Source organism: Streptomyces sp. NPDC107546, from assembly GCF_055639175.1.
Genome location: NZ_JBVKBA010000004.1, coordinates 368,256 through 383,394 on the forward strand (window position 1 = coordinate 368,256; position 15,139 = coordinate 383,394).

The window sequence follows — 15,139 nt, forward strand, 5'->3', positions numbered from 1 at the left end:
TATGCCCAGGTTGCTGAGCGGATATGCGGAGTGGATCAACGGATACGGGGGCCGTCGAACCCCGCCGACCGGGGTGTCGTGCCGGACAATGGCCCTGTGCTGGAGATGACGCGCGAGGAGTTCGAGGAACTGGTCGCCGAGGCGCTCGACCGGATCCCGCCGGAGCTGACGCGGCTCATGGACAACGTCGCGGTCTTCGTCGAGGAGGAGCCGCCCGCGGACGATCCCGGGCTGCTCGGGCTGTACGAGGGCACTCCGCTGACGGACCGCGGCGAGTGGTACGCGGGCGTGTTGCCGGACCGGATCACGATCTACCGCGGGCCGACCCTGAGGATGTGCGACACCCGTGAGGACGTGGTCGCGGAAACCGAGGTGACGGTGGTGCACGAGATCGCGCACCACTTCGGCATCGACGATGCCCGGTTGCATTCGCTCGGGTACGGGTGAGGTGGGACGGCGTGCGGTTGCGGCACGGGTGAGGCGGGACGGCGTGCGCTCCGGTGCGGGTGACGTCCGGGAGGCGACGGCCGCGGTGGCCGTCCGGCGTCCTTGCGTACAGGTGACCTCGGGCGGGTGACGTTCCCTTCGCGTGGCGCGTGTCCTCTTGCGGGCGGCGGGAGTTGGGCAGGCTGACTTCTCGTACGCCCCCGGAGGTGGCTGCCCGTGCGCGCCAGTTACGTACCCGTCCGTCTGGCCGCCACGGTCATGGCCCTCGCCGCCGCCACCGGCTGCATGAGCGTGGGGGACGACGCGGGCGCTCCGTCGCAGGCGCCTTCGGCGGGGCGGCACGGCGGGGCGGCGCCGGACGGCGGTTCTGCGACGAGCGGGGGCGCGGACGCGGGCCTGGGCGGAGCGGCGGCCAAGGCGGGATCGCCCAAGCCGGCCGGGTCCGGCACCGGAGCGTCCTCCGGGCCGCCCTCCGCGTCGGCGTCCAAGGGCGGCGGCGGGTCGAAGGACGCCAAGCCGACCGCCAAGGAGACGTCACAGCCCGGCAAGGGGGGCGGCGGCGGTGCGGTGCCGCCCGCGCCCACGGGGGGCGAGCCGGACCCCACGCAGACCTCGGCCGACCCCACGCCGACGAGTCGGCCGGACCCGCCGTCGCCGACCGCGACGACCGCGGAGCCGTCGTCCTCGGCACCCGGGCAGGCCACGCAGCTGACGCAGCGGGAGCCCGCGCCGCGAGCGGGAATCCCGGCGGCGTAGGCGTGTCCGCCTCCGGGGCCCTGGTGCCTGTGGCGAGAGTCACCCGGAGGGAGCGGGGATCGGTTTGCTTTCGGCGGTCCGAGGTGCGTATCTTGGTAGATCGTTTGATCCCATTTGCCCGGCGCCTTGAAGACGCGCCGCGTGTGGCGCGTACTCTCCCCTGCCGTGGCCGGACCGCATCGAGGCGGTCGAATGCGACTTCACGGATGTTTGGGCGCGTGCCAGAACTCCGGAAGGTTCGCATTTCGTATGTCTGTTGTTGGTACCGAGCACATCGTCCTGTCCGTGGACGACTCCCAGAACACCGAGGGCACCTCTGTGGCGACTGAGGCCCAGGACACCGCCCCCGAGATGACCTTCGCCGATCTCGGCCTGCCCGAGGGCGTCGTCCGCAAGCTCGCGCAGAACGGCGTCACCGTCCCCTTCCCGATCCAGGCCGCGACCATCCCGGACGCCCTGGTCGGCAAGGACATCCTCGGCCGTGGCCGCACCGGCTCGGGCAAGACGCTGTCCTTCGGTCTGCCGACCCTGGCCACCCTGGCCGGCGGCCACACCGAGAAGAAGAAGCCCCGGGCCGTGATCCTCACCCCGACCCGTGAGCTGGCCATGCAGGTCGCGGACGCGCTGCAGCCCTACGGCGACGTGCTGGGGCTGAAGATGAAGGTCGTCTGCGGCGGCACCTCCATGGCGAACCAGATCTACGCCCTCGAGCGCGGCGTGGACATCCTGGTCGCCACTCCCGGCCGGCTGCGCGACATCATCAACCGCGGCGCCTGCTCCCTCGAGGACGTGCGGATCGCCGTCCTCGACGAGGCCGACCAGATGTCCGACCTGGGCTTCCTGCCCGAGGTCACCGAGCTGCTCGACCAGGTCCCGGCGGGCGGCCAGCGGATGCTGTTCTCCGCGACCATGGAGAACGAGATCAAGACCCTCGTCGACCGGTACCTGAACGACCCGGTCAGCCACGAGGTGGACGCCGCCCAGGGTGCGGTGACGACCATGTCGCACCACATCCTCATCGTGAAGCCCAAGGACAAGGCCCCGGTCACCGCCGCGATCGCCTCCCGCAAGGGCCGCACCATCATCTTCGTCCGCACCCAGATGGGTGCGGACCGCATCGCCGAACAGCTGCGCGACGCCGGGGTGAAGGCGGACGCGCTGCACGGCGGCATGACCCAGGGCGCGCGCACCCGGACGCTGGCCGACTTCAAGGACGGGTACGTCAACGTGCTCGTCGCGACCGACGTCGCCGCCCGTGGCATCCACGTCGACGGGATCGACCTGGTGCTCAACGTGGACCCCGCTGGGGACCACAAGGACTACCTGCACCGCGCCGGCCGCACGGCGCGTGCCGGCCGCACCGGCACGGTGGTCTCCCTCGCGCTGCCGCACCAGCGGCGCCAGATGTTCCGGCTGATGGAGGACGCGGGCGTCGACGCCTCGCGCCACATCATCCAGGGCGGGGCCGCGTTCGAGCCGGAGGTCGCCGAGATCACCGGCGCCCGGTCGATGACCGAGGTCCAGGCCGAGTCCGCCGGGATGGCCGCACAGCAGGCCGAGCGGGAAGTCGCGCAGCTCACCAAGCAGTTGGAGCGGGCGCAGCGGCGCGCGACCGAGCTCCGCGAGGAGGCCGACCGCCTCGTCGCGCGGGCCGCGCGGGAGCGGGGCGAGGACCCGGAGGCGGCGGTGGCAGCCGCGGCGGAGAGCGCCGAGGCGCCGGCCGAGGTCTCGGTGCCGGAGCAGCGGACCGCCAAGGACACGGAGGGCGCCGAACAGGGTCAGCGTGAGGAGCGCACGGCCGGTTCGTCGTACGAGCGGCGTGAACGCCGGGAGGAGCGCGGCGGTTTCCACCGGGACCGCGGTTTCGACCGTGACCGGGACCGTGGCTTCGACCGCCGGGACGACGACCGTGGCGGCCGCTCGTTCGAGCGGCGCGACGACCGGGGCGGCTTCCGCCGTGACGGCGACCGGCGCCCGTTCGACCGTGACCGTGGCTTCGCCGGCCGGGACCGTGACCGTGGCTTCGACCGCCGCGACAACGACCGCCGCGACAACGACCGCCGCGACAACGACCGCCGTGACAACGACCGCCGTTCGTTCGACCGGCGTGACGACCGCGGTGGCTTCCGCCGCGACGACGACCGCGGTGGCTTCCGCCGCGACAACGACCGTGACCGCCGCCCGTTCGACCGCGACCGTCGTGACAACGACCGTCGTGACAGCGACCGTCGTGACAGCGACCGCCGTTCGTTCGACCGGCGTGACGACCGTGGTGGCTTCCGTCGTGACAACGACCGGCGTCCCTTCGACCGGCGCGACGACCGCGGCGGGCACCGCGGCAGCGACCGCCCGTTCAACCGGGACCGCCAGGGCGACCGCCCCGGCTTCCGCTCCGGCGGCCACGACCGCCCCTACGGCCGTCGTGACGACCACCGCGGCACCGGCTCGTTCGGCCGCCGCGAGGACAAGCCGCGCTGGAAGCGCAACGGCTGACGCCGAGTGAGCATGAAGGGCCCGTACGACTTCCCGTCGTACGGGCCCTTCTGCTTTCGCCCGTACGGAGGCCCTCCGCGTCCTACGGCAACGGTCCCTTGTCCGGCCGTCGGTTTCAGGTCATCGGGTGACGCATGTCACGACCCCGGCGAGGGAATCGCTGGGGGCATGACAGATGACGTCAGAGCGAGTGGGCTGTCGGACGAAGAGCGGCTGGCCCAGCTCGGCTACACACAGGTTCTCGCGCGCCGGATGTCGGCGTTCTCCAACTACGCGGTCTCCTTCACGATCATCTCCGTGCTCTCCGGCTGCCTGACCCTCTACCTCTTCGGGATGAACACCGGCGGCCCCGCCGTGATCACCTGGGGCTGGGTGGCCGTCGGTCTGATGACGCTGTTCGTCGGGCTGTCGATGGCCGAGATCTGCTCGGCGTACCCGACCTCCGCGGGCCTGTACTTCTGGGCCCACCGCCTGGCGCCGCCGCGCTCGGCCGCGGCCTGGGCCTGGTTCACGGGCTGGTTCAACGTGCTGGGCCAGGTGGCCGTGACGGCGGGCATCGACTTCGGCGCCGCGTCCTTCCTGGGCGCGTACCTCAACCTCCAGTTCGACTTCGCGGTCACCCCCGGGCGCACGGTGCTGCTCTTCGCGGCGATCCTGCTCCTGCACGGCCTGCTGAACACCTTCGGCGTCCGCATCGTCGCCATCCTGAACGGCGTCAGTGTGTGGTGGCATGTGCTCGGGGTCGCGGTCATCGTCGGCGCACTGGCCTTCGTACCGGACCACCACCAGTCGACGTCCTTCGTCTTCACGAAGTTCGTGAACAACACGGGCTGGAGCAGCGGCACTTACGTGGTCCTGCTCGGTCTGCTGATGGCCCAGTACACCTTCACCGGCTACGACGCCTCCGCCCATATGACGGAGGAGACGCACGACGCGTCCACGGCGGGCCCGAAGGGCATCGTCCGCTCCATCTGGACCTCCTGGATCGCCGGCTTCGTCCTCCTGCTGGGCTTCACCTTCGCCATCCAGTCCTACGACAAGGAACTCCAGTCCCCGACCGGCGCGCCGCCCGCGCAGATCCTGCTGGACGCCCTCGGAGCGAGCGCGGGCAAGCTGCTGCTGCTCGTGGTGATCGGCGCGCAGCTGTTCTGCGGGATGGCGTCCGTGACGGCCAACAGCCGCATGATCTACGCCTTTTCCCGTGACGGGGCGCTGCCGTTCTCGCACGTGTGGCACACGGTCAGCCCACGCACGCGCACCCCGGTGGCGGCGGTGTGGCTTGCGGCGATCGGGGCACTGACCCTGGGCCTGCCGTACCTGATCAACGTGACCGCGTACGCGGCCGTGACGTCGATCGCGGTGATCGGCCTCTACATCGCCTACGTCATCCCGACCCTGCTGCGGGTCCGCCGAGGCGAGACCTTCGAACGCGGCCCCTGGCACCTGGGCCGCTGGTCCCAGCCGATCGGCGTGATCTCGGTGGCCTGGGTCGTCGTGATCACGATCCTCTTCATGCTCCCGCAGGTCTCCCCCGTCACCTGGGAGACGTTCAACTACGCCCCGGTCGCCGTCCTGGTCGTCCTCGGCTTCGCGGCCACCTGGTGGCTGGCCTCGGCCCGCCACTGGTTCCTGAACCCCGACCACGAACGCACCCGCATCCGCGAGGCCGCCCGCTCCGGCGCCCCCGAACCGGCCGACCCGTAACCCCACCGGCCACCCGCACGGCCGCCCCGCCACCCACTCACATGCCACGCACAGCGAACACTTCAGGCCCGCCTCCCCGATACCCGATCGGAGATACGGCCTCGTCGGGCTATGCTCGGGGAGGCAACATCGCGAGGGGCCCTTAGCTCAATTGGCAGAGCAGTGGACTTTTAATCCATTGGTTGTGGGTTCGAGTCCCACAGGGCCTACGGTCCGCAGGCGAGGGGCACCTCCTCCGGCCTGCCGCGCGGCGTCCGGTTCGGCTTCGGCCGGGGCGGGCGCCGCTTCGTTCTCCGGGCCGTGCGGGAGCGTCCCCTCCCTGTCCTCTCGGCTCGTGCCCCTCTTCACAGGCATGGCTGTCGTCACCGGGGTACGCGTGTGTTCACCTGTGCGGTGGGCATGGCCTGCGGTGGGGACCTGCCGATCCTCGCCGCGGCGGTCACGGCCCTGCACCGGTCGGCGAGCGCATTAGAGCGTGAGTCCTGTGGGTACCCGGGCGTGGTGGCCGGAAGTGTGGTGTCGTCCCTGGGGGCCGCTGCCCGTGCCGGGGCCGGCGGGGCGTGGGCCCTCGGCGCGGCGAGCGCCCGTACCGCCGGGCGGGTCGCGCCGGTGGCGGCCAGGGCCGGGCTGCGCGCCGCAGAGGGAAGCGGGCGGGTTGCGGTGTCGGCGGTCCGGCAGGGGGCCTCGGTGGCCGCGGGGGTGCCCGGACGGGCCGTGCGGGCCGGGCGCGTTCTGGCCGATCTCCATCCGCGGCGGCACACCCGTCATGTGTGGGCCTCGCAGGGACGTGCGCATATCGAGGTGCGCGGGCTCGATCGCGGCGGCCGCACGCGGGAGCGGCTGACCGGCGGGGTGACCAGGGCACTGCGCGGGCTGAACGGGGTGCGGTGGGCCGAGGTCAACGCGGTGACCGGCCAGGTCCTGTTGTCGTTCGACGAGCGCAGTGTCGGGGTCGACCGCCTCCTGAACACCGTCAGGGCGGTGGAGAAGGCCCAGGGCGTGCGGGACGCGGACTTCCCCTGGGCGCAGCCGGTCACCCCGGGCGACGACGCGCCGGTCGCGGCGGTGACGGCCGAGTTGCTCTTCGACTGCGCGGCGGTGGCCGCCGGGGTGGTCCGGAGTGCCTTCCGGCTGCCGTCGCTGCCCCGGGTGGTGCCCGTGGCGGTGGCGGCGCTGGAGCTGGAGCGGGGTCTGCGCCGGCCGTTGGTGCGCCGTATCGGGCCACTGGAGACCGATCTGCTGCTGTCGCTGGCCGGCGCCGTCGTGGGCGGGCTGTACGGCGGTATCGGGATGCCGGCTGTCGACGCGGCGAACCGGATGTTGCTGCTTCGTGAGATCCGCGCCCGGCGTCAGGTGTGGGAGCGGCGTGAGAGGGACCTGTGCCCGGGCCCCGCCTGTGTTCCGCACACCCGGCCGGTGCGTCATCTGCGCGGCAGGGCGCGGCCGCCCGGTCCCGTCGAGTGGTGGGAGGCGCGGCTGGCGCCGGCCGCCCCGCTCACCGCGGCGGCGGTGTTCGCGCTGACGCGCAGCACCGGCCGGGCGGCGGACGCCCTGCTCGCCGCCGTCCCCCGGGCGGCCCGCTACGGGCGGGAGGCCTTCGCCGCCACGGTCGGGCGTGAGCTGGCGCGGCGTGGCGTCGTACCGCTGGACCCGTCGGCGCTGCGGCTGCTCGACGTGGTCTCCGCCGTGGTCGTCGACTCCGCGGTGCTGGTGACGGAGGGCGGGCGGCCGGCTCCGCCCGCAGTGACGGCGCTGGCCGCCGCGCGCGCCACCGGAGCGCGCGTGGTGCTCACCGAGGACGAGCGCATCCGTGAACTCCTCTGCCCGTCCGACGAGATCGTCGACGGACGCGAACGCCTCGCCGACCGGGTGTGTGAACTGCGGGACCACGGGGAGGGCGTCCTGGTGATCTCGGGTTCGGACGCGGAGGCGCTGGCCGCCGCGGACATCGCGGTCGCGGTGCCCGACGCGCCGGGCGCCGAGGCGTCCTGGTCGGCGGACCTGGTCTGCGCGGACGGTCTTCATGACGCCTGGCGCATCCTGCGCGCGGTGACCGCGGCCCGTTCGGTCTCCCGGCGTTGCGTCCGCCTGGCGCTGGCAGGCTCCGCCACCGGAACCCTGCTCGCCCTCGTCGGCCGGAGGCACGGCGTCCTCCGCGCCCTCACCCCGGTCCATGTCGCGAGCCTGCTGGCTCTGTTGTGGTCCACCAGGACGGCGCGGCGCGCGTTGCGGTGAGCCTCAGGGAGGTGATCCGGTCGCGCGAGGGCCGATGCCCACCAGCTTGCTCGCCTCGCGGTTGCCGTCCAGCTCAGCTTCGTGATGCCACGTGGGTGGGAGGTACGCCTCCCACCCACGGCTGAGCTTCCGGCTCCCGGGCTGCTTCAGGCTCCGCTGACCTCGACCACTGCCAGGTTCTTCTTGCCCCTGCGCAGCACCAGCCAGCGACCGTGCAGCAGCTGGTCGGCCGTGGCCACCGCGTCCTCGGCGGTCACCTTGACGTTGTTCACGTAGGCGCCGCCCTCCTTCACGGTGCGCCGGGCGGCCGACTTGCTCGCCACCAGGCCGACCTCCGCGAAGAGATCGGTGACCTGGCCGAGTTCGCTCACCTTGGCGTGCGGGAGCTCGGAGACCGAGGCCGCCAGAGTCGCCTCGTCGAGTTCGGCGAGTTCACCCTGCCCGAACAGCGCCTTCGACGCGGCGATGACGGCAGCGCACTGCTCGGCGCCGTGAACCAACGTGGTCAGCTCCTCGGCGAGCGCACGCTGCGCGGTACGGGCCTGCGGTCGCTCCGCGGTCACCTTCTCCAACTCCTCCAACTCCTCGCGGGACTTGAAGGACAGGATGCGCATGTACCGCGAGACGTCCCGGTCGTCCGTGTTCAGCCAGAACTGGTAGAACGCGTACGGCGTGGTCATCTCCGGGTCGAGCCAGAGCGTGCCGGTCTCCGTCTTGCCGAACTTGGTGCCGTCCGCCTTCGTCATCAGCGGCGTCGCGAGCGCGTGCACCTCGGCGTGCGGTTCCAGGCGGTGGATCAGGTCGAGACCGGCCGTGAGGTTTCCCCACTGGTCACTGCCACCCGTCTGGAGGGTGCACCCGTACCGCCGGTACAGCTCCAGGAAGTCCATGGCCTGAAGCAACTGGTAGCTGAACTCCGTGAAGCTGATGCCCTGCTCGGACGCCAGGCGCTGGGCGACCGAGTCCTTGGTGAGCATCTTGTTCACCCGGAAGTGCTTGCCGATGTTCCGCAGGAACTCGATCACGGACAGGCCCGCGGTCCAGTCCAGGTTGTTGACCATGGTCGCCGCATTGTCGCCCTCGAAGGAGAGGAACGGCTCGATCTGCGCGCGCAGCCGGGCGACCCACTGGGCGATGGTCTCCGGGTCGTTCAGGGTGCGCTCGGCGGTCGGCCGCGGGTCGCCGATGTGGCCGGTCGCGCCGCCCACGAGCGCCAGGGGCCGGTGCCCTGCCTGCTGGAGTCGGCGTAGGGTGAGCACCTGCACCAGGTGGCCCACGTGCAGGCTGGCCGCGGTGGGGTCGAAGCCGCAATAGAACGTGACGGGGCCATCCGCGAGAGCCTTGCGCAGTGCGTCCTCGTCAGTGGCCTGGGCGATCAGCCCACGCCACTTGAGCTCGTCGACGATGGCCGTCACAGTCCTGTGTCTCCTTCAGTCGCGTGTGTCAATGTGGCGGCCAGTGTAGTGCTCCGGGCGGTTTTCTGCCTTTGTGCTGCTCAGCGGCAATGCGGGGAAGGCGCGGCCAGGTCGTTTCCGCACTCCGGAGTGTCCTGGCCCGCACAGTCCCGGAACCGGCCCGCCCTTCAGCCCGCCGTCAGTTCCGTCAGCGCCAGCGTGTGCTGGGTGTGGACCACCTTCGCGCGCAGGTAGCGCACGTTCTGGGCCGTGGTGAAGACGCCCGTGGGGACGCGGTGGGTGACCGTGAGGCCGAGGTCGCGCAGCTGCTGGGCCTTGTCGGGGTTGTTGGAGAGCAGGTCCAGGGCGTCGATGCCGAGCGCGCGGAGCATCTGCGCGGCGGCCGTGTAGTCGCGGGCGTCCTCCGGCAGGCCGAGCGCGGCGTTCGCCTCGTAGGTGTCCAGACCCTGGTCCTGGAGGGCGTAGGCGTCGAGCTTGTTGTAGAGGCCGATGCCGCGGCCCTCCTGGCGCAGGTAGAGCAGGACGCCGCCGTGCTCGGCGATGCGCTCCACCGCCTCCCGCAGCTGGGGGCCGCAGTCGCAGCGGGCCGAGCCGAAGACGTCGCCGGTCAGGCACTCGGAGTGCAGGCGCACCAGCGGCGGCCGGCCGGCGGCCACCTCGCCGAGGACCACGGCCACGTGCTCCTGCCCGTCGGCCAGGCCGTGGAAGGTGACCAGGTCCGCGGTGACCGTGTAGCCGTCGCCGAAGCGCAGCGGCACCGTCACCCGGGTGCGGACCGTGGCGGCCGGAAGGCCCGTGCCGAGCAGGCCGGTGGCGGGAAGAACGGCACCGGGCAGGTCGTTGGCGGGAAGGAGGGCGGCCAGGGCGGCTGCGGGCAGCACCGCCGTGTGCGGGGCGGTTGTGTCCGGGTCGGCTGGGTCACCGGTGTCGCGGGAAGGGGCGGTCTCGTGTGCGTCGCGCATGGCTGTCGTCTTTCTCCTGGCCGACGATGGCGGGTGCGGAGGATGCGCCTCGTGCTTCAGATTTGAAGCACAGCCTCGGCCGAGACTCTATCCCTGCTTTAAATTTCAAGCAACTCTTTTTCCCGTGTTGCCTGGGTTACGGCGTGGACGAACGCCGGCGCCACGGCAGCTCGCCGCACGCCGACCGCTCCTCGTCCTTCTGGAGCGCCTCCCTGATCCGGGAGCAGATCGCCTCCAGCTGGGCCACCTGCTCCTCGGTGAGGTGGTCGAACACGGCCGAGCGGACCGTCTCGACATGACCGGGCGCCGTACGCTCCAAGAGCACCCTGCCGTCCTCCGTCAGGATCGCCACGCTGCCGCGCTTGTCGGTCGGGCAGCCCTCCCGGCGGACCGTCCCGTCCTTCTCCAGCCGGGTGACCACGTACGTCAGCCGGCTTCGCGTGATCTTCAGCGCCTCGGCGAGATCGGTCATGCGCATACTTCGGTCGGGCGCCTCGGAGAGGTTGGCCAGGACCGAGTAGTAAAGGTGGGGCATGCCGGCCTCCTGCTGGAGCTGCCGGTCGATCGCGTCCTCCAGGAGCCACGACGCGGCCAGGTACGCGCGCCAGGCACGCAGTTCCTCGGGGGTGAGCCAGCGGGTCGTCATACTGACAGTGTAGTTATTGTTTAAAAGTTGAACCAAGCTGCCTCGTTCGCCTCGTCCCGACCCCAGGAGCGCCGCCATGGCCCGTCCCTACGTCCTGTTGTCCGCCGCCGTCTCCCTCGACGGCTTCCTGGACGACACCGGGCCCGAACGGCTGCTGCTGTCCGGCCCGGAGGACTTCGACCGGGTCGACGAGGTGCGGGCGGGCAGCGACGCCATCCTCATCGGCGCGGGCACGCTGCGCACCGACAACCCCCGGCTGCTGGTCTACTCGGCCGAGCGGCGCGCGGCCCGCCTCGCCGCCGGGCTGCCGGAGTATCCGCTGAAGGTCACGGTCAGCGGGTCCGGGGACCTCGATCCGGGGGCACGCTTCTGGCACACGGGCGGCGCGAAGACCCTTTACACGACGGACAAGGGTGCCCGGCGGCTGCGCGGCCTGCTGCCGGCGGACGTGGAGGTGGTCGCGCTCGGACCGGACGTGGAGTGGCGGGCCGTGCTCGACCACCTCGGGGATGTGAAGGGCGTACGGCGGCTGATGGTCGAGGGCGGCGGGAGCGTGCACACGCGGCTGCTTCAGCAGGGGCTGGCGGACGAGGTGCAGCTCGTGGTGGCGCCGCTGTTCGTGGGGGAGCCGGACGCCCCGCGGATGTTCGGGCACGGCGCGTACCCGCCGGGGCGGATGCGGCTGGTGGAGACGCGCGCGGTCGGGGACGTGGTGCTGATGCGGTACGTGCCCACCGCGCCCGGCACCGGGAGGCTCGCCTCGGCCGCGGACCGGCGGTGGCTGGAGGTGGCCTGCACGCTGGCGGCCGAGTGCCCGCCGTCGGAGACCGCCTTCAGCGTGGGCGCGGTGGTCGTCGCGGCCGACGGCACGGAACTGGCGCGGGGCCACTCCCGGGAGGGCGGCGACCCCGTCGTCCACGCCGAGGAAGCGGCGCTGGCGAAGCTGGACCCGGCGGATCCCAGGCTGGCCTCCGCGACGGTGTACAGCAGCCTGGAACCGTGCGCCCGCCGCGCGTCCCGGCCCGCGCCCTGCTCCCGGCTGATCATCGAGGCGGGGGTACGACGGGTGGTGACGGCCTGGCGGGAACCGGACACGTTCGTCGAGTCGGCTGACGGGAACGCGGTGCTGGCGGCCGCCGGCGTGGAGGTGGTGCTGCTGCCGGAGTACGAGGACCGCGCCAAGGCGCCGAACGCCCATCTGCTGCCCCCGACCGCCCGTTCCTGACGGCCTCGAAGGGGGTCGAGCGGCTCCGCGTACGGCCGGAAACCGCTGGTAGGGCGGCATGGGAGGGGAACCCGTGCGCTACCTGTCGCGCGCATGGCGTACACTGGAATCACCGACGCGGGGTGGAGCAGCTCGGTAGCTCGCTGGGCTCATAACCCAGAGGTCGCAGGTTCAAATCCTGTCCCCGCTACTGAAGGCCGAGGGCCGGAGTCCGAAAGGACTCCGGCCCTCGGTGTTTCCCGGGCTCTCCTTCACCCACTGGCGGCTACTCCGCCCGGCCCACAGCGGTCGCCCCCCGCCGCCCTTCCGGGAAGCCTGGACGGGTGGTGCAGCAAGCAGGCGAGCGGTGGTCGTGGGAGCAGCACGATCCGGACGAGCGGCGTGGGCCCGATGCGCCGTCCGAGGAGAGGGCCGAGGACCACCAGCGGTCGCGCGGGCGTCTCCCCGGCCGTCACGACCGGTCGGGCGGGCGTCTTAGCGACCGCGGCAACCGGTCCGGCGGGTGTCTCCCCGACCGCGAGGACCGCCGACCCGGCCGACCCGGCCGGCTCGTCGGAGCCCCCGAATCTCCCGGAGCCCCCGTGCCCGACCCCGGTAGCCCCGCCCCCGCCCCCGGCGCGAGGGCCGTTCCGGCGCCGGCGTACGGAGGGGCCGAGGCGGAGGTCGCCACGGAGGCCGAGGAGCGGCGGATCTCGTACGCGCGGGCCTTCCTGCGCGCCCTGCCCGGCCTGCTGATCGTCGCCGGGGTCTGCTTCGACCTCTTCGCCCCGTCCGACTACACGGCCGGCCCCCTCTTCACCGCCGCCCCGCTCGTGGCCGCGCCCCTGTTCTCGTTGCGCGGCACCGTCCTCACCGGCACGGCGGCCGTCGTCGTGGTCTTCGGGGTCCACCTCGGGCTGGGCGTGCTCGGAAAGGCGAGCGAGGTCACCGAGGTGGCCACGGTCGTCACCGTCGCCGCCCTCGCCGTCCTCATCAACGTGCTGGTCCGCCGCAACGTCGCCCGCCTCGCCTCCGCCCGCCAGATCGCCGAGGCCGCGCAGCGTGCCGTGCTGCCGGAGCCCGCCGCCCGGATCGGTGGACTGGACGTCGCCGCCCGCTACGAGGCCGCCCAGGCCGACGCCTTCATCGGCGGCGATCTGTACACCGCCCAGGACTCCCCGTACGGGGTGCGGCTGGTCGTCGGCGACGTACGCGGCAAGGGCATGGGGGCCGTGACCGCCGTGGCCGTTCTGATCGGCGCCTTCCGGGAGGCCGCCGAACAGGAGCCGACGCTCGAGGCCGTCGCCCAGCGCCTGGAGCGGGCGCTGTCCCGCGATCGCGCCGGACGCGAGGGGCCCGACGTGTACGAGGGTTTCACCACCGCGGTTCTCGCCGAGATCCCGCACGGCTCCGGAGTCGTCCGCATCGTCAACCGCGGCCACCCCGCCCCGCTGCTCCTGCTCCCGGACGGTTCCCTGCGAGAACTGGGGGCCCGCGAGCCCGCGCTGCCGCTCGGCATGGGCGACCTCGGCGTCCGGCCCGACCGGGTGGAGGAGTGGGACTTCCCGCCCGGCTCGACGCTGCTCTTCTACACCGACGGCGTCTCGGAGGCACGGGACGCGCACGGTCGGTTCTACGACCCCGCCGTCCGCCTCGCCGGACGGGTCTTCCCCACCCCGGGCGCCCTGCTGAGCACCCTCACGCGCGAGGTCGCCCGGCACACCGGTCGCCGCGGTACGGACGACATGGCCCTGCTGGCCGTGCGCCGCCCGGCGCCCCCTGAGCGCGGTCACGAAGGGTGAGTGAGTCATGCCCCTCCGCGTAACAACTGACATACTGTCAATATCCGTGTGGTCGGTGGGGCTGGGGCGACTAGCCCGATTTCCTCCGTTCAGGCCCTGAAAGTCCTGGTCGGCGGCATGAATGGATCTGTCTGAACGGCTTGGAATACGGGCCCCGCGTCTATTAACGTTCGATAACGCAGCGCGGTCGTCCCAGCCGTCACCAGAGGCGGCTCCGTGCGCGCCTGCCGAATCCCGCGAGGGAGCCGGGGAACCACCACCTTGGGGTGAATCGAGCGGATACCGCCGTGCCGCACGGCCGGTATACGCGCGTAGGAGACCTTCCTGCTCCGAACCCGTCAGCTAACCCGGTAGGCGAGACGGAAGGAAAGGAGTGCGCCCACGTGGCGTTCAACCGGCCTGCCCAGAACACCTCGTTCGCCCCGAACGGTACTCAGACTCTCGACGTCGCACCCGGCATCGACGAGGGCCCCTGGGAGGAGTGGAACCCCACCGAGGACTCCATCCGCCCCGTCCGCGGCCGGCACCGCGTCGTCAAGCAGCGCGGGGGCGGGCTCGCCCGCAGCTCCACCGTCCTCGGCGTCGGTGTGATGGCCGCCGTCGGCGCGGGCGGCATGGCCACCGCGCAGCCCGGCAAGCCGCCGGTGTCCATATCCCTGCCGGACCTCTCCTCCGTCACATCCCTGCCGGACCTCTCCTCCGTTACGGAATCCGCCAAGGCGCTCATCGGTGACGACTCCACCGCTCCCGAGAGCTCGGCCACCGCTCTCAGCAGCGTCGGCCGGACCGACGCCGGTGATGCCACCGACGCCGCCGACTCGAAGGGCGCGGGCGAGGCGCTGCGCGCCCGGATCATGCAGCAGGCCGAGTCCCAGCAGGACCGGATCGCGCAGAAGGCGGCGCAGGCGGCCGAGGACGCCGCGGTGAAGAAGGCCGCCGCCGCGGCGGCCAAGGCGCAGGACGACGCGCAGGCCAAGGCCGCCGCTCTGCAGAAGCAGGCGCAGGAGGCCGCGCGGCTCGCCGCACTCGCCCGGCAGTTCACGCTGCCGACCTCCTCCTACACCCTGACCTCCCACTTCGGCGACGCCGGCGCCATGTGGTCCTCCGGCTTCCACACCGGCCTGGACTTCGCCGCGCCCACCGGCACACTCATCAAGGCCGTCCACAGCGGCACGATCACGGAGGCGGGCTGGGCCGGCTCGTACGGCTACCGCACGATCCTCACCCTCGACGACGGCACCGAGCTGTGGTTCTGCCACCAGTCGTCGATCAGCGTCACGGTCGGGCAGAAGGTCAGCACGGGAGACGTCATCGGCCGCGTGGGTGCGACCGGCAACGTCACCGGGCCGCACCTGCACCTGGAGGTCCACCCGAACGGCGGCGCCGCGATCGACCCGCTGGCCTGGCTGCGCGGCAAGGGCCTCAACCCCTGACCCCGCCCCGCGAAGAGCGCGGTGTTTGCGAGATCTTTGCGG

The 15,139-nt window shown here is 72.2% G+C and carries 11 protein-coding genes, 2 tRNA genes and 1 riboswitch; of the genes, 10 read left to right on the forward strand and 3 right to left on the reverse strand.

Annotated features, from left to right (window positions below):
- The first annotated feature begins 96 nt into the window (after positions 1-96).
- The 6 genes from ACZ7L1_RS08620 to ACZ7L1_RS08645 all read left to right on the forward strand — a co-directional run bounded on the left by ACZ7L1_RS08620 (position 97) and on the right by ACZ7L1_RS08645 (position 7,635).
- Positions 97-447 (forward strand): metallopeptidase family protein, encoded by a 351-nt coding sequence (locus ACZ7L1_RS08620; RefSeq protein ID WP_366028985.1) that lies wholly within the window; start codon positions 97-99, stop codon positions 445-447.
- Between the two features lie 216 nt (positions 448-663).
- Positions 664-1,203 carry a hypothetical protein gene (locus ACZ7L1_RS08625; protein WP_471435356.1) on the forward strand — a complete coding sequence of 180 codons (540 nt, stop codon included), beginning with the start codon at positions 664-666 and terminating at the stop codon, positions 1,201-1,203.
- Between the two features lie 249 nt (positions 1,204-1,452).
- Positions 1,453-3,696: a DEAD/DEAH box helicase gene (locus tag ACZ7L1_RS08630; RefSeq protein ID WP_471435358.1), complete on the forward strand. Its 2,244-nt coding sequence runs from the start codon at positions 1,453-1,455 to the stop codon at positions 3,694-3,696.
- A gap of 168 nt (positions 3,697-3,864) precedes the next feature.
- A complete protein-coding gene (locus tag ACZ7L1_RS08635) occupies positions 3,865-5,400 on the forward strand; it encodes an amino acid permease (protein WP_471435360.1) in 1,536 nt (511 codons plus the stop codon).
- Between the two features lie 136 nt (positions 5,401-5,536).
- A tRNA-Lys gene (locus ACZ7L1_RS08640) sits at positions 5,537-5,609 on the forward strand.
- Between the two features lie 169 nt (positions 5,610-5,778).
- Positions 5,779-7,635: a heavy-metal-associated domain-containing protein gene (locus ACZ7L1_RS08645; protein ID WP_471435362.1), complete on the forward strand. Its 1,857-nt coding sequence runs from the start codon at positions 5,779-5,781 to the stop codon at positions 7,633-7,635.
- 146 nt (positions 7,636-7,781) lie between these two features.
- Here the strand turns inward: ACZ7L1_RS08645 and tyrS are convergent, their stop codons facing one another.
- The 3 genes from tyrS to ACZ7L1_RS08660 all read right to left on the reverse strand — a co-directional run bounded on the left by tyrS (position 7,782) and on the right by ACZ7L1_RS08660 (position 10,658).
- On the reverse strand, positions 7,782-9,050 hold the full coding sequence (gene tyrS / locus ACZ7L1_RS08650) for a tyrosine--tRNA ligase (protein WP_471435364.1): 1,269 nt from the start codon (positions 9,048-9,050) through the stop codon (positions 7,782-7,784).
- 167 nt (positions 9,051-9,217) lie between these two features.
- Positions 9,218-10,012 (reverse strand): GTP cyclohydrolase II, encoded by a 795-nt coding sequence (locus ACZ7L1_RS08655; RefSeq protein ID WP_471435365.1) that lies wholly within the window; start codon positions 10,010-10,012, stop codon positions 9,218-9,220.
- Positions 10,013-10,148: 136 nt separating this feature from the next.
- Entirely contained in the window at positions 10,149-10,658 is a 510-nt protein-coding gene (locus ACZ7L1_RS08660; RefSeq protein WP_471435366.1) for a MarR family winged helix-turn-helix transcriptional regulator, read from the reverse strand.
- Positions 10,659-10,734: 76 nt separating this feature from the next.
- On the opposite strand from ACZ7L1_RS08660, the gene ACZ7L1_RS08665 reads away from it, so the two are divergent.
- The 4 genes from ACZ7L1_RS08665 (at position 10,735) to ACZ7L1_RS08680 (ending at position 15,097) form a co-directional block, all read left to right on the forward strand.
- A complete protein-coding gene (locus ACZ7L1_RS08665; RefSeq protein WP_471435367.1) occupies positions 10,735-11,883 on the forward strand; it encodes a dihydrofolate reductase family protein in 1,149 nt (382 codons plus the stop codon).
- Between the two features lie 116 nt (positions 11,884-11,999).
- Positions 12,000-12,073, forward strand: a tRNA-Met gene (locus tag ACZ7L1_RS08670).
- 391 nt (positions 12,074-12,464) lie between these two features.
- Complete coding sequence (locus ACZ7L1_RS08675; RefSeq protein WP_471435368.1) at positions 12,465-13,664, forward strand: PP2C family protein-serine/threonine phosphatase; 1,200 nt, start codon at positions 12,465-12,467, stop codon at positions 13,662-13,664.
- 215 nt (positions 13,665-13,879) lie between these two features.
- Positions 13,880-14,036: riboswitch (cyclic di-AMP (ydaO/yuaA leader) on the forward strand.
- An 11-nt stretch (positions 14,037-14,047) separates the two neighbouring features.
- The gene (locus ACZ7L1_RS08680) at positions 14,048-15,097 is read left to right on the forward strand and encodes a M23 family metallopeptidase (RefSeq protein WP_471435369.1); all 1,050 of its coding nucleotides are present in this window, start codon (positions 14,048-14,050) and stop codon (positions 15,095-15,097) included.
- Positions 15,098-15,139 lie beyond the last annotated feature (42 nt).